This is a genomic window from Flavonifractor sp. An91, from assembly GCF_002159225.1.
Taxonomy (GTDB): domain Bacteria; phylum Bacillota; class Clostridia; order Oscillospirales; family Oscillospiraceae; genus Flavonifractor; species Flavonifractor avicola.
The window spans coordinates 91,041-104,222 of the sequence record NZ_NFHA01000005.1 but is presented as its reverse complement, the minus strand read 5'-3'; the positions used below and the strand labels follow the sequence as shown (position 1 = coordinate 104,222).

General features: G+C 32.5%; 17 protein-coding genes. All 17 read right to left on the bottom strand.

What is annotated here, in order from left to right:
• Position 1: 1 nt before the first annotated feature.
• Positions 2-1,246 carry a phospholipase D family protein gene (locus B5G42_RS05010; RefSeq protein ID WP_087267339.1) on the bottom strand — a complete coding sequence of 415 codons (1,245 nt, stop codon included), beginning with the start codon at positions 1,244-1,246 and terminating at the stop codon, positions 2-4.
• An 81-nt stretch (positions 1,247-1,327) separates the two neighbouring features.
• On the bottom strand, positions 1,328-1,819 hold the full coding sequence (locus B5G42_RS17830; protein ID WP_162611046.1) for a hypothetical protein: 492 nt from the start codon (positions 1,817-1,819) through the stop codon (positions 1,328-1,330).
• A gap of 93 nt (positions 1,820-1,912) precedes the next feature.
• Complete coding sequence (locus B5G42_RS05005) at positions 1,913-2,605, bottom strand: hypothetical protein (protein ID WP_087267336.1); 693 nt, start codon at positions 2,603-2,605, stop codon at positions 1,913-1,915.
• A 13-nt stretch (positions 2,606-2,618) separates the two neighbouring features.
• A complete protein-coding gene (locus B5G42_RS05000; RefSeq protein ID WP_087267333.1) occupies positions 2,619-2,915 on the bottom strand; it encodes a hypothetical protein in 297 nt (98 codons plus the stop codon).
• A gap of 17 nt (positions 2,916-2,932) precedes the next feature.
• The gene (locus B5G42_RS04995; RefSeq protein ID WP_087267330.1) at positions 2,933-3,616 is read right to left on the bottom strand and encodes a hypothetical protein; all 684 of its coding nucleotides are present in this window, start codon (positions 3,614-3,616) and stop codon (positions 2,933-2,935) included.
• A gap of 221 nt (positions 3,617-3,837) precedes the next feature.
• The gene (locus B5G42_RS04990) at positions 3,838-4,665 is read right to left on the bottom strand and encodes a hypothetical protein (protein WP_087267328.1); all 828 of its coding nucleotides are present in this window, start codon (positions 4,663-4,665) and stop codon (positions 3,838-3,840) included.
• 114 nt (positions 4,666-4,779) lie between these two features.
• Entirely contained in the window at positions 4,780-5,394 is a 615-nt protein-coding gene (locus B5G42_RS04985; RefSeq protein ID WP_162611045.1) for a hypothetical protein, read from the bottom strand.
• A 14-nt stretch (positions 5,395-5,408) separates the two neighbouring features.
• Positions 5,409-6,104: a hypothetical protein gene (locus tag B5G42_RS17825; protein ID WP_140399808.1), complete on the bottom strand. Its 696-nt coding sequence runs from the start codon at positions 6,102-6,104 to the stop codon at positions 5,409-5,411.
• Complete coding sequence (locus tag B5G42_RS04980) at positions 6,091-6,522, bottom strand: hypothetical protein (RefSeq protein ID WP_087267322.1); 432 nt, start codon at positions 6,520-6,522, stop codon at positions 6,091-6,093. The genes B5G42_RS17825 and B5G42_RS04980 overlap by 14 nt, the downstream gene beginning before the upstream one ends.
• On the bottom strand, positions 6,522-7,160 hold the full coding sequence (locus tag B5G42_RS04975; RefSeq protein ID WP_087267319.1) for a recombinase family protein: 639 nt from the start codon (positions 7,158-7,160) through the stop codon (positions 6,522-6,524). Before B5G42_RS04975 ends, B5G42_RS04980 begins: the two co-directional genes overlap by 1 nt.
• The gene (locus tag B5G42_RS04970; RefSeq protein ID WP_087267316.1) at positions 7,161-7,547 is read right to left on the bottom strand and encodes a hypothetical protein; all 387 of its coding nucleotides are present in this window, start codon (positions 7,545-7,547) and stop codon (positions 7,161-7,163) included.
• Between the two features lie 5 nt (positions 7,548-7,552).
• The gene (locus B5G42_RS04965; RefSeq protein WP_087267313.1) at positions 7,553-8,587 is read right to left on the bottom strand and encodes a hypothetical protein; all 1,035 of its coding nucleotides are present in this window, start codon (positions 8,585-8,587) and stop codon (positions 7,553-7,555) included.
• 181 nt (positions 8,588-8,768) lie between these two features.
• Entirely contained in the window at positions 8,769-9,263 is a 495-nt protein-coding gene (locus B5G42_RS17820; protein ID WP_140399807.1) for a hypothetical protein, read from the bottom strand.
• An 866-nt stretch (positions 9,264-10,129) separates the two neighbouring features.
• The gene (locus tag B5G42_RS04960; protein WP_087267310.1) at positions 10,130-11,215 is read right to left on the bottom strand and encodes a hypothetical protein; all 1,086 of its coding nucleotides are present in this window, start codon (positions 11,213-11,215) and stop codon (positions 10,130-10,132) included.
• Between the two features lie 58 nt (positions 11,216-11,273).
• Positions 11,274-11,972 (bottom strand): hypothetical protein, encoded by a 699-nt coding sequence (locus B5G42_RS04955; RefSeq protein ID WP_087267307.1) that lies wholly within the window; start codon positions 11,970-11,972, stop codon positions 11,274-11,276.
• Between the two features lie 66 nt (positions 11,973-12,038).
• The gene (locus B5G42_RS04950) at positions 12,039-12,788 is read right to left on the bottom strand and encodes a hypothetical protein (protein WP_087267304.1); all 750 of its coding nucleotides are present in this window, start codon (positions 12,786-12,788) and stop codon (positions 12,039-12,041) included.
• A gap of 29 nt (positions 12,789-12,817) precedes the next feature.
• Complete coding sequence (locus B5G42_RS04945; RefSeq protein ID WP_087267301.1) at positions 12,818-13,177, bottom strand: hypothetical protein; 360 nt, start codon at positions 13,175-13,177, stop codon at positions 12,818-12,820.
• Positions 13,178-13,182: the final 5 nt, after the last annotated feature.

The window sequence follows — 13,182 nt, the reverse complement described above, 5'->3', positions numbered from 1 at the left end:
TCTACTTTTGTGAGTTATAGATTATGACCCCATACTTCTTTTTAAGAGCATCAAACTTTTTATCTATTAAGTCCTTTGCATTACCCGAAAGTCTGATATGAGCCTTCTGATAGTGTTTTCTACCTACTGCTGCTATATCTTCATTTCTACCAAAAGAAGATATGTAGGTATCTGAACCCAAAGCATCCCATATTTCATCCATAGGAATACCATTCTTGACTGTAGTATCAAGGACTTCACTCTCACTAATGATGCAATACCAAGGATAACGACTCATCCATTCATATTTAGTAAGCATATCATCAGTTACACTATTTTCTTCTTTAAAACCCTCTAACTTACCACGACCAACGATTACCGGCTGATTTTTACCATGTGTATCTGTTGTTAATGCTGCCATATAAATCACATCATCATCTTTGATGGAACCCACTTTGAAAGGATAGTTAGACAAGTAGCAAGTTTTCCCATTGATTATTACATCAGTCATTGGAAAACCCTCATTAGCATTTAAACGATCATTTCCTTCACCATCAAACTTTAGCCAAATGGTATACGGATAAGTTTTCTGTTCTGATTTTGATACACTCTCAAAACATTCACTTACACAATCTTTTTTCTCTGCTCTACAGAATTTCAATTCTTCCAAAAGAGTATCTGTATCATCTAAATTATCCTTTTTATTTAAACTTGCACCATAGATTTTCAAACTCGTAACTGTACCACTACCCGCATGTTTCTTTGATGTATATAACTTCTTATACTGTTCACGAGATGTTTCTATAACGGACTTTGTTATTAAACCCTCTGGTGATCCTTTCACAACATCCATTATTTCATCAAAATACGAGTGTAATTCACTCAACAAAGCATTTTCTTCCTCTATTAAAATCGAAAGTTCTACATTACTCTTAAAACCCCCATTAGTAAAATTAGCAGAACCCATGATGCCGTACTTATTATCAAAAAGGTAGAGTTTTGTATGTAACTTTCTAACTGCATAGACCAATATACCATTGTCTATCATTTGCTCCAAAGCATCTAAACTATTTGCCTTTGCTATGAAATCTTCTAAATAGAAACGAGTTATAAAAGTACAAGTTAAACCCTTATCTTTTACAATTTGGCACAGTTTGTCTGCCATAGATTGAGATAAAAAAGGGCTTATTATCTTTATTTCTTTACTCGTTATATCAAAAAGGTCTAATACCTTATCAAAATGATTGACTGTTAATAATTCTATCATACAAAAACCCCATTCATCTTTTTATTATACAAAGAAATCATTGGGAGTATATATTAAAAGAAAAACAAAGCAATTTTGATTTTAGACACTATCAAATAATCTCAATGTTTCCCAAAGTTTTACCCATTTCTCTTTCTTCTCAGTGTCATTTATACCCGATACTTCTACATATATTGAGGGTGTAAGGTATGCTTCAGACTGTTTTACCACATACGAATTACCCAACTTATTCTGCAAATAATCATAGAGTTTAACATCAAACACAAAAGAAATATAACCCACATCCGACTTATAATCTACATTTTCATGCTCTTCATCTAAACCTGAACAACAAGACAAAGTTTTAAAACCTCTAAGATTTAACTCCTCTACAATAGGAGCAATATAACAATCTATTTCTATGGATTTACCATCTAACTCTACGACCCTTGAAACACCTTGATTATCTAATAGACCCAAGAGAAAAAGCAAGGCTCTATAACCCTCTGCATCCAACTGAGATTTCATTTCAGCAGCAAAGGATTTTACTTCATCCATACTCTTAAAAGGTAAGTCTGACATACGATCACCCATACTCAGTATAGTAGGTAACTGATTTTTTGACAAGAGAAAAGGCGGGTATTCTCCCGCCTTTAATAAAATCTATAGACCCATTATGCTTTTGAGTCACTTTTTTATTTGGATAACATCACTCAACCAACTAATATTATATATAGAACAAACACAAGGAAGATACTCTTTTTTATAACCCAATTTACTTGCTTTTTCCATAAGTCCAAACGACAAATCATTTAGTTCATCTTTGTAATTTTCTAAACTTTCATATCTCCAGATTAATGAACTATAATCTTCATCACTTTCTTCATTACTTAACTCATGACATGGAGTATCTAAATCTTCCATACCACATGACAATTTTGCTTCATAATCTGGATCAAAATTGTCATACACTTTGTATAAGGCATGAGAAACGGCTGCTAAATCAAAAGGATTAATATGACCCAAATGTTCCACCATAGGTATTCCATCTTCCAAATAACCTACTAATACTAACTCTTTATCTGATGTAACATAACATATATCAAAACCTTCAAAAACCGCTTTATACCACTTTTTGATGATTTCTAACTGCTCTTTTGCAATTTTTTCTTCCTGAGTTTTCTTATATATTATTTTACCATCTTTAGTTAAACCCGCATTTTTTATATTTTTTATATTGGAAAGCACCCAATTTCTATCTACTATACCACGAGAACCACTTTCTATCTCCTTTGCGACATATACAATCTTACCATTCTGTGTTCCTTTCTCTAAAACCTTTTGAGTACCATTATAAACTGTATTTAACACATATTTCATTTCAAACACTCCTTTAATTTCCATACATTGCTTTTGTATACCACTTCTGCTTATAATATCTATTGACAAAACTTGGATTTACCACATAGATAACCCCATTCTGAATTCCAGTAGTCATATCTGATAAAGTTATCTTCTTATATGTCTCAAAACCCTCACAAACTCTTACGGCTACTTCCAAATAATCTCCATAAAAACCCTTTACTTCTATCTTTATTGTAGCACCCTTTTTATTTCTTTCATTGAACTTCACTATTACATCATCTAAGTCTCTTAAAGAAAATGCCTTATCTCTATCTGTCATACTCATTTCAAACACTCCTTATATTAAACTTTCTGTCGCCAATACCATTTATCATAAGACCACTTATAATCTCTTACATCAAAAACGGTCTTGAGACCATTTAAACCATATCTATTATATAAAACACAACCACAATCATGATTATAGTTTTGAGTTATGGTGACATTTTTCAAATCTACACTTATTTTCTTGATTATTTCCTTTGTCTTTTCCAACTCTTCCTGACCCCAATGCCAACCATTTTGAACCTTTGTATCAAAATAATGAATATCAAACTTGTTATACAAATCCAACAACGATTTATAAACCCTTTTCAGATTATAAGGATTGATGTTCTGACCCAAAGTATTATACAAATAACCATCTGCTACAGGAATAACTAAAACCAAAGAAGATGTTGCTTTATAATATTGAAGTTTATAGTTATCACCCATTACATAAGTATAGATGTCTTTTACTTTTTCTAACTGAATACTCATTTTTTCATCTGAAAACCTTTTATTCTTATGAAACTTCAACTTTCCATCTTTTGAAAGAATTGCATTATCTATATATCCTATATTATTTATAACCCAAGACTTATCTACGGGACCAAATGAACCCGTTTCAGCATCTATTGCTAAATAATAGAATTCACCATCTACTTTTGCTCTATATAATACCTCTGTATCATTTTCATTGAACCCTGTTTTCAATATATAACTCATTTCAATTTACCACCTTTCAACTTACATTCATTTCGTTTTTCACTTTCTTCTAATTAATATAGATTTCAACTGTAGTCATTTTAGTGCAAAAAAATATTTCATGTGTCCTTTTTAACCAAAAACACACGAAACGACTACAAAAAATAATTAGGGGTCTCGATAAAATAAAAACCCCTAATTATCAAAACCTATATTTTTTATACTTATCATTTCACAACCCTTTAAACATTCACTAAACTTAACACATAAGCAATTATTCCTGAAAGACCACCACAAATTAAATATGTGATACAGACTGCTAATATTATATAAGTCAACGAACGATGTTTAAAGTATTCAAAATACTTACTTTTGTATTCTCCATCAACCCTTCTCTGAAAGTCATATTCTACTTGTTTTGCATCGTAAGATACAAGAAAATTCGTCCAACCATCTGTAAAGTACGAAAAACCCAAATAGCACAAGTCAAACAAAGTAGATAATAGCAACAAACATATAAGGACTACAGCAGCAACACCCAAAAGCACATTGATAGCAGATAAAAACGGATTCATTACAGTATAAGCACCGTACATATCACCTTTAATTTCACTATATACACTCAAAAAAATTATTCTTGAAAAATCATTATCCACATCTTCCAAGTCAGACATAAAAGATGCAATTTCATCTCTATTCTTATCATTTTCCATATTTTCTAAGTTATTAATAAAGAAGTGAAAGGCTCGAACTACATTTTTTTCAGGTATTGAATCAAAGGCAACCTTGTCTATAGAAAAAACCCCATTTTTTACTGTTGCAAACATTATCTGCTCACCATTTTTTAAACCTATTAACCCCTCACTATTTTCAATATTTGACTGTTGATTTGCAGACTCAAAAACCATATGAAACACTTCATCGGGTAAGACAGTAGGATTAACCCCTACCGATATTATATTGGATGACTCTGTATTAAAAGTAGGAGACTCACCAAAAACAGTATATGTAAAAGTAAAAAACATCAAAATGATAAAGGCAAATGTTAGAATACTATACGATTTCCTCATTATAACCAACTCCTTTCTTTATTTAATTTATATCAAACCCTCTTTTTTTCTTCTAATTAATATAGAGCATAACTGTAGAAATTTCTGTTTTAAAAAAGGGTCATGTCCCCTTTTTTAAAAGAGCATAGACCCTATAATTTCTGAAATATCTACTTCTGCTGGACTTTCAATATCTCTTTCTACTTCATCCATCGTTTGAAACTCTTTATCTACTTGATATAAGAGACTTTCAACTTGATTATGCACATATCGGATACTTTTGATAGACCTTCTTTTATTCCACTTTGGTATGCTTACATTTCCATTACCCAAACTCTTATCCAAAGGCACAAAATCCATAGCATTTACAAGGCAGAGATTCTTCCATACCACCTTGAACCCTCGCAGATAGGTGTTCTCATACTGAGCATAAAGCAAAGAAACCTTGCGACCAGAGAACCCTATACGAACCTTGCCTTTAGGTGTCTCCACATCCTGTTGCTTTTCCTCTGACAGAATAAGTTCTGTATCTTTAACAGCAATAACAGAATCCACCACACGACAATACCTCAAAAAGATAGGATCAACCCACAAACTATTTTCTAAATCGAAGGAGTTATGAGTGAATTGCTGGAATTCCTCATTAGTTACTATGTAAGGACAGAACCCATACTCATTAACTACAGGACTTCTTGCATAGATGAAATACCTCTTTTTTAACATAATTTTATCCTCTCTACCTACCAACATGTATATATAAAACCCTAAGGTATTTTTTTCAAAGTCTTTATGATTTTCTTTTCTTGACTACTATAAAAAGTTCTTTCCTTTTCTAAAGTTAAACCCTCTTTGTGTCTCAAAGCCAAATCATAAACTTCATAAATGGACTCACACTCTAAACAAACTCCATTGATTTTAATAGGATAAGACCAAGTAATATTTGAGCCATCATAAAGTTTCAATGTTTCTGGTAAAACTTTGCTCATTTTCCCATAAAGTCTAATCTTTCGTTTATTACCACAACCAACACTTTTCCCATGACCTAAACCTGGGATTATAACAGGATTTTCATGTAAAGTGGTAGAAGTGTAACCCTTCAAACCAGCAATATAATAAAAACCACGATTTCTCCTATATGCCTTATTAAGCCTATTTTTAATTTCTGTATGACTTAATTCTGGATTTGTTTTTCTTTCTACTTGGAACAGACTATAATAAGCACCCATTTCTTTTTGATAACGAATTATTTCACGAATTATTCTCTGTTCATTGATTGAATAAAACCTTGCTGTTTCCTCAATAATCTCAAAAGTGTTATAAGAAAAAATAGCCTTAAATACCACTTCTTCAAATGTATTTATTTCTCCAAAAACCCCATTTTCTTTATAAGGAAACACCTCTTTTAAATCAAATTCATTTAATTTATTTTTTATTTTATTTTCAAATTCACTCAGTAGCATAATATAAACCCTCTGGAAATATTTTTCTATACAATGTAAAAATACGATTTATTGCTAACTCATTTAGTTGACAAGATGATATTGCTTCCATCATAAGCAAAAGTTCTTCTTCTTCAATATGATATGGTGTTTTAGGTACAAGTTCATGATAGTTGTAATAGGTAAGGGAGGGCTTCATTATGTCAGTAATCTCCTGCTTTGTAGTTGCTCCTAAAATAAAATTGCCTTTTTTTCTAATGATGGTAAGTATAATATCTAAACGATAACCCCTATTAAAGAAACTTAAAGCATGAGGAAGGAGTTGTAAAACAGACTCCTTCCTCATTTCTCTGATTTTTAAAGAGACCCCTTCTGAGAACTCCGCTTTTGTATAAAGGTCAGCAATAACTTCAAAAATCTCTATTTCTCTAAAATCCATTACTTAACCCCTTTTCTATACTTATCTCGATACCTATAAAAAGTAGGGATAGACATACCCAACTCTGCTGCCGCATCACAAGGACGAATAATACCATCTTCTACTTTCTCATACATAGCAACAAAAACATCCCAAGCACACTTCTTAGGACGACCATACTTATCCCAATCACCACGATCTTTCATGGCCTGAATGCCTTGCATCTGCCTTTTGTTCTTCTTCTCCAACTCACTTTCTGCAAGGCAAGCAAAAAGTTCGATTACCATATTTTGAATGGTATCCAAAATCAGACGGTTCAGGGTTTCATCTGCCTTAATCTCCATAAGAGTAGTAGGCAACTCCAAAATCATGACTCGAACACCCATAGCCTTAAAATCATTAAGTTCTTCAACAATCTGTTGTTTATTTCTACCCAAGCGATCTACCTCTGTAATAATCAGAGTATCACCCTCACGAAGAACATCTTCTTTAAGGACTATATATCTTGGTCTATCAAAGGTTTTTCCACTTTGCTTATCTGTAAAAACAGGACTTTTTAACACGATTCCTCGTTCTTTACAGAACTTTTCAATTTCATCAAGACCACGATCAAGTTTCTGCTGCTTAGTAGAGACTCGATGATAAGCAAAATAACTCATTTACATCAACCCTTCTCTTGCTTCTCCAACCTTTAACAACAATTTCTGACCACAGAAACAATCTCTGGTCAAACTTTTATAATAGGTGAGGGCATCTTCCTCTGTTTCAAATCTTTTGAACTCATAAAAATCAGTACTGAAGAAAAAAGCAAAAACCCAATAACCCGCTTTGAGTTCATCATGTAAATGCTCCAGACCACCCTCTTTTCCTTTTGCAAGGATATACCCATCTTCCCTTGGTTCAACTACAGAATTTTGAAGCATACCTTCATACAAGGTTTTTAGATATTCTTCTGAACTCATAAAAGATGAGTTATAAACAGCATTTTTCTTTAACCTCTCTTGCTCATACTTACAAACCACAAGAATAAAATCCATTAATCTCATAAAAATCACTCTCTTTCTAAGTTATTATCAACCCCATTATCAAAAACAAATTCAATTTTCCTTTCTCTACGACCCCCAAAGTCTAAAGGGTAGAAGTCCAAACACTCATAAACCCCAAAAAGATTAGGGATTGTTTGAAACTCTCTGCCAATAGAACCCTGCAACTCCTGGATCACACAATTAAAACTCTCCAAGTCATCATTAAAGAAATTGAGGTAACTTGCTTTTACAATCTTATGAGAAAGGATTTCTCTACTCAGCAGATTTACTTCAAGAGTATCTAAAAGTGTAAGTTTAGGGTCATTTCGTCGTTCTGACCCCTCATACCAATCACACTCATATGCCCGCAGCATTAAGGTATCAGGCATCTCAAACATTTCAACTTGTGCTTTTCTCACCTGCAAAACAGAAAACTCCCTAAAAGACTTCTGCAAATTACGACTGAGTTTATAACCCCATCTCCACTTTGCAAAAGAAAAGGTCATAATCTCAACATCCACAGGAGGGACATCTACAAGGTTCAGTTGTCGCAGTATAGAGAATTGCTTTTCACTGACAAAAAATGAAGATAATTTGAAGTTAATGTGATAGCACAGGACTGAATTAGGTTCAAAACCAAATAGACCACGAAAATCGCAATTTTTTCTATCTTCATCAGTCACCACAATCTTTGAAATCACTTGATACTTCAAGGGTTTCAGAGTGTTTAAGTCTATGGATTTGAACCTATTTTCTCTAACCTCAAAAACACAGCAGATACAAGAGTTTAAGGGGATATTCCAAACTCCTACCTTTTGTGTTACAGCATCCCAAGATTTCAAGTGTTGGAATTCATGTCTACCATCAGGAGTAAGGTGATAGACCCACAACCCATCCAGGACTTCAACCTCTAAACCATCACTCAGACCTTCAGCCACAGTAAAAAGGGAAATAGCAGTAGGGGAAGAAACACACTGAGCCTTAGATACCAAATCTTCAAATGACCCCACCACTTCTGCATTTGATTTACAAATAAATTGAATTAAGTCCTTTGCTTTCATAGATTCACTTCCTTATTAAAAAGCATACATTTTAAGAACTTACTTTTTCATAGGCAAATCATTCTTAAAACTACCCATAAACTACTTTTGAGAATATCATAAGTTTTACAGGTAATTTTGATAATTTACATGCTTATATTACCGTGACCATTTCGCTATAGTCGAGGCTTTTTGAGAAAAATTATATTTTCTCAATCTCTTTTTGAATTCCATTTTCTTTGTCATAAGGTTTGAATGAGCATTTGTATTCTTCACCATCTACTTTCACAAAAACAGTTGAACCCTTTTCAAAAGAATAATGGAAACAACGACCCTTACCACACTTTACTTCAAAAGGTATCTCCACATAAGAATCATCAACCCTCTTAAAAACCACAAACCCCTTTTGAGGGAACGACACAAAACGATTGATTATCTGCCTGACTTCATCAGCAACAAAAATGCTACTGATATATCCTCTTTTACAAGGTAAGCAAGTTAGTTCACCCTCTACAAAGTAAGAGGAAGCATAACACATACAAACTATATACTTAAAAGAACTATCAGAATAATCTTCACTCTTATAAGATATTTCACCGTCCAAATTATCTTCTACCCATAAATCTCTTAGTGCCTGATTTTCACTGACTAAACACGACACAATTTTCAACACTTCTTCTCTGCTTAATAACTTCATAACAGCAACCCACCTTTAACACACAAATCACACTTTTGAATTTTTTTATTTTTTTCTAATTTTTTATTTTTTCAAACAACCCTTTATTTACTGCAAAATAAATTATTTATAATTAAGTTGTGAAATCAAACTCTATTTTCTACCACTTTTTAATAACTCTTTTATATGCAAATAAACAAAGCACAAAATATACACACTTATAAAATATTGCATCTTTTTTGAAACTACGAATATATAATCTCTGTTTCTCATTAACAATATTAAACTTTCAAACATAATCAATTCACTTTTTCTTCGTTTGTATAGTTTGTTCCCAAACAAGAAAACCCTTTTTGTTATCAACAATTATCACATTTCTAATTATGTAGTCCCAAAAAACAAGCAATATATTATATATACTGTCATAACCAAATTTTATTTTATATAATTGAAGCATATCTCTTTGTGCCAAAATAAGCACTTCAATTTACGAACAAGAAAAGCATTTAATTTGACTTTTATAAAAACAGATAGTTTTATAAAACCAACCCTATTTTTATAAAAAGTCCAAAGTTTTATAAATCAAGTTTTATAAAAATTAGATTGTTTTATAAAACTAACCCCACTTTTATATAAAACCCGAAGTTTTATAAATTGAGTTTTATAAAAATCAGATTGTTTTATAAAACCAAACCCATTTTTATAAAAACCCAAAGTTTTTATAAATCAAGTTTTATAAAAAGTTGATTATTTTATAAAACCAACCCTACTTTTATAAAAAACTTCAGTTCTTATAAAAGCACTTTTTTCTATCATAGAACCCCCTACACGATCACTTCTTACTATCTGGTATATGGAATGCCTTCACTTACTACAACCCCTTATATCTAATCCTGGGGGCTATCTATGACATTAAGATGAGAGTTTAAAACCCATAGCATAGTGTAGAAGTCTATAGATACTGAGTCTGACCTTATCGTGTTTGGTATAGTAGGGCAGTAGACCATATACAAATCTCGTATCAAACTGTCTGCAGGTGCCATTCTGCTGATACAGTCATAACCCTTGACCTTTAAACCCTCAAAAATATCTCTCAAGCAATAAACCGTCAAAGATATAGGAAACCCTGTATAGACCTCTTGAAACTCCTTAAAAATATCTCTACCATCAACACAAAGGTATGTAGAATAAGGGTCCAATACAGAATTCAAAGTCTTACCTGTCAACTCAGATTTTTTTATTTCAGTAGAAGTAATAACCCCTTTACGACTTCTCTTAAAAACAATGCTGTCACCAAAATGCTCTACAAAGGTGCAATCAGCATAAAGACCCATATACTGCTCTTTCGTCATGGTCGTCCTATACTCCACCTCTAATTCACTCTTATAAAGTCCCACAGTCTCACGAGTGAAAGGAATCAGTTTATCAAAACGATTGAAACCTACCTTTGTACCACGAGCAGCAGATACCGCTTTCAACTCAACATCTTCAATCAAGTCCAAATCGCCATATTTTCTTGCTATGTCACCTGTCAAGATGCCACAGATATAGAGGGAGGAGTCTGATTTATCATAAACACAAACAACTTCACCACTTTTAGGATTCAGTTTTACCTTTGCACAACGACCCCTCACAGCAGTTTTACAACCTAAGACATAACCCAACTCCAAGAAATCAGGGTGATTATAAGAACTGCTGCTACCTAACACAAAATGAAAAGAAAAGTTATTGTCAGTTAAACCCCAATTATGCAAAACCTTTGAAACTGCCCATTCTCCTATAAGACCTACAAACCAACGAGCAGAAATACCATAAGTATCACCAAAACCATTATATTCTTGCTTCTTCAAACACTGCATTTCAGAGGCATAGTGTCTAATATCATGCAAAATATCACTTGGTACTGAAACCTTAATATATTTATCTAAGTTCTTCTCAAAGTAGTAATCATTTATGTTTTTTGTCAATTCCATAATTAAACCCTTCCTTTATTTACATTATCAACCCCTTTCCATTAACTAAGTTATTTACTCAATCCAAACTAACATCCTGATTTTTTATATCTTCTTCCCACTCAATTATCTCATCTATACTTGTTAAACCCTCTAAAACATCTACCATATAAGGTCTAAATAATTCTGCTCTTTTTGATGAACCCTCTATTAGATGTCTTATATATGCTAACTTCTTTAAATCCGCTTTTCCTATAACACTTTCCATTTTCTTTTTACTATACTGATACAGCACCCTCAACTCATACTTGCACTCCTCTAAAGAGTAAGGATAGTATTCTTCATCTGGTAAAGCATCCACCAGATCACTCATAATAAGATTTTCCATTTTTAATTTACCCGTATGAGTTTCATAAGATGCCCTTGCTTCATACGGAAAACCCTGTTGGAGTAAAGATACCGTATTTTCACCTATCTTCTGTCTAAATTGTTTTGTTGCCCATTTAACAGTTGTTTTTGCATTATCATAGGACAAATTAAACTTACCCATTAACACTTCATAATCAAAACCACTTTCAATATATACTTTCATTTTTTCCTTTGAACTATCTTTCTTTAACCACTCATATGTGTTCATATAGTCAATTAGTTCATTATATAAAGCAAGACCCGCATTTGCATCTTCTCTTGTTTCTCTATCTGTTTTCTCATTGAACTCATCTATTTTTGTTTGTAATGCTTTACGACCACTCAAAAGGCTTTTAAATACACTTCGCATACTGTCTAACCTCCCTTTTTATAAAATAAGGGATTATATAAAATGATATAATCCCTTTAACAAGCATTAATCTATTTCAACAGGTGTACCCTTGGTGTTTAGAACAATTATTGTGATATTTGCTCCACCTGTACCCGCATACGACTGTTCCAGGATATTACCTTCTTCATCTCTCTCTACTAAAACTGCATTGAAGTAAGCAGTACAAGGATACTTACCTGCAGGAAGGTTCACATCCAAAGTATCCTCCAACAAAGTCTGACCTATATCTATTAAATCTGACTTATAAATTAAGGTCTCTGGATTGCCCTCTGCATCTTCTAAATATATCTCTATGTATTGAGCAAAAACACTTCGTGGGTCATTCTCGATATTCAAATTACCCTTCGCTAAACCATTCTCAAACACTGGCATATAATTCATACTCATTATAAGTGAAGAGTATCGAGGATCATTAGGTTCTTCATCATTTTCATGAACTATGTCATCTGTATCTACCGTATTCTCAAAACCAAAATCAACTATATCCTTAATGGGTTCTGGAACAGGCAATACACTACAACGAGCCAGCAACAACAGAATAAACAAGATGATTGCTGCAAACTCTAAATACCTACGAACCTTTTTGTTTTTTTCCTCTTTCTTTCTCTCTTTCTCTTGATCTTCCATTAACTTTTTATCTTTATCTCTTAAATCAGCAGCCTTACTTGCGGCCAAGGCTTCTACTTCTTCACGAGTCAAATCCGTATAATCTTCTTCTTTAAAAGAAACATTCTTCAACTCTTTTTCTTTATCTTTATCTCTCTTAAAAAACATTCTAAACCCTCCTCTTGTTTTTCATATTCTTATTTCCTGCAAAAAAACCAACTAATTGCAAGAAAAAGAAGTGTTACTATTATTATAGAAATAGGAAAAACTATACATATGGCAGAAAAAAGGTCTAATTCTGTAAAAGAGCAGATGAATAAGGCATTCAAAAAACTCATGAAAAGTATTATAACGGACAGTAAATATTCGGAATCAAAGTGGCGAGTTTTATTTTTAAATGCTTTCATCATTTCTTCTTTTTCTGTCTTAATAGTTACATCTCCAATACCATTTATCTCTTTACAACTTAAATTTAATTTATCTTCATTCTTAAACACTATCTTAATATAATCTATTTCTTCACGATTTAAGTTCAATTTGTATTTTTTCTTAAACATCCTTA

Bases quoted from the DNA above. Each gene is read 5' to 3' on its own strand.
- B5G42_RS05010 (WP_087267339.1), bottom strand. From the start codon at position 1,246: ATGATAGAATTATTAACAGTCAATCATTTTGATAAGGTATTAGACCTT.
- B5G42_RS17830 (WP_162611046.1), bottom strand. From the start codon at position 1,819: ATGGGTGATCGTATGTCAGACTTACCTTTTAAGAGTATGGATGAAGTA.
- B5G42_RS05005 (WP_087267336.1), bottom strand. From the start codon at position 2,605: ATGAAATATGTGTTAAATACAGTTTATAATGGTACTCAAAAGGTTTTA.
- B5G42_RS05000 (WP_087267333.1), bottom strand. From the start codon at position 2,915: ATGAGTATGACAGATAGAGATAAGGCATTTTCTTTAAGAGACTTAGAT.
- B5G42_RS04995 (WP_087267330.1), bottom strand. From the start codon at position 3,616: ATGAGTTATATATTGAAAACAGGGTTCAATGAAAATGATACAGAGGTA.
- B5G42_RS04990 (WP_087267328.1), bottom strand. From the start codon at position 4,665: ATGAGGAAATCGTATAGTATTCTAACATTTGCCTTTATCATTTTGATG.
- B5G42_RS04985 (WP_162611045.1), bottom strand. From the start codon at position 5,394: ATGTTGGTAGGTAGAGAGGATAAAATTATGTTAAAAAAGAGGTATTTC.
- B5G42_RS17825 (WP_140399808.1), bottom strand. From the start codon at position 6,104: ATGCTACTGAGTGAATTTGAAAATAAAATAAAAAATAAATTAAATGAA.
- B5G42_RS04980 (WP_087267322.1), bottom strand. From the start codon at position 6,522: ATGGATTTTAGAGAAATAGAGATTTTTGAAGTTATTGCTGACCTTTAT.
- B5G42_RS04975 (WP_087267319.1), bottom strand. From the start codon at position 7,160: ATGAGTTATTTTGCTTATCATCGAGTCTCTACTAAGCAGCAGAAACTT.
- B5G42_RS04970 (WP_087267316.1), bottom strand. From the start codon at position 7,547: ATGAGATTAATGGATTTTATTCTTGTGGTTTGTAAGTATGAGCAAGAG.
- B5G42_RS04965 (WP_087267313.1), bottom strand. From the start codon at position 8,587: ATGAAAGCAAAGGACTTAATTCAATTTATTTGTAAATCAAATGCAGAA.
- B5G42_RS17820 (WP_140399807.1), bottom strand. From the start codon at position 9,263: ATGAAGTTATTAAGCAGAGAAGAAGTGTTGAAAATTGTGTCGTGTTTA.
- B5G42_RS04960 (WP_087267310.1), bottom strand. From the start codon at position 11,215: ATGGAATTGACAAAAAACATAAATGATTACTACTTTGAGAAGAACTTA.
- B5G42_RS04955 (WP_087267307.1), bottom strand. From the start codon at position 11,972: ATGCGAAGTGTATTTAAAAGCCTTTTGAGTGGTCGTAAAGCATTACAA.
- B5G42_RS04950 (WP_087267304.1), bottom strand. From the start codon at position 12,788: ATGTTTTTTAAGAGAGATAAAGATAAAGAAAAAGAGTTGAAGAATGTT.
- B5G42_RS04945 (WP_087267301.1), bottom strand. From the start codon at position 13,177: ATGTTTAAGAAAAAATACAAATTGAACTTAAATCGTGAAGAAATAGAT.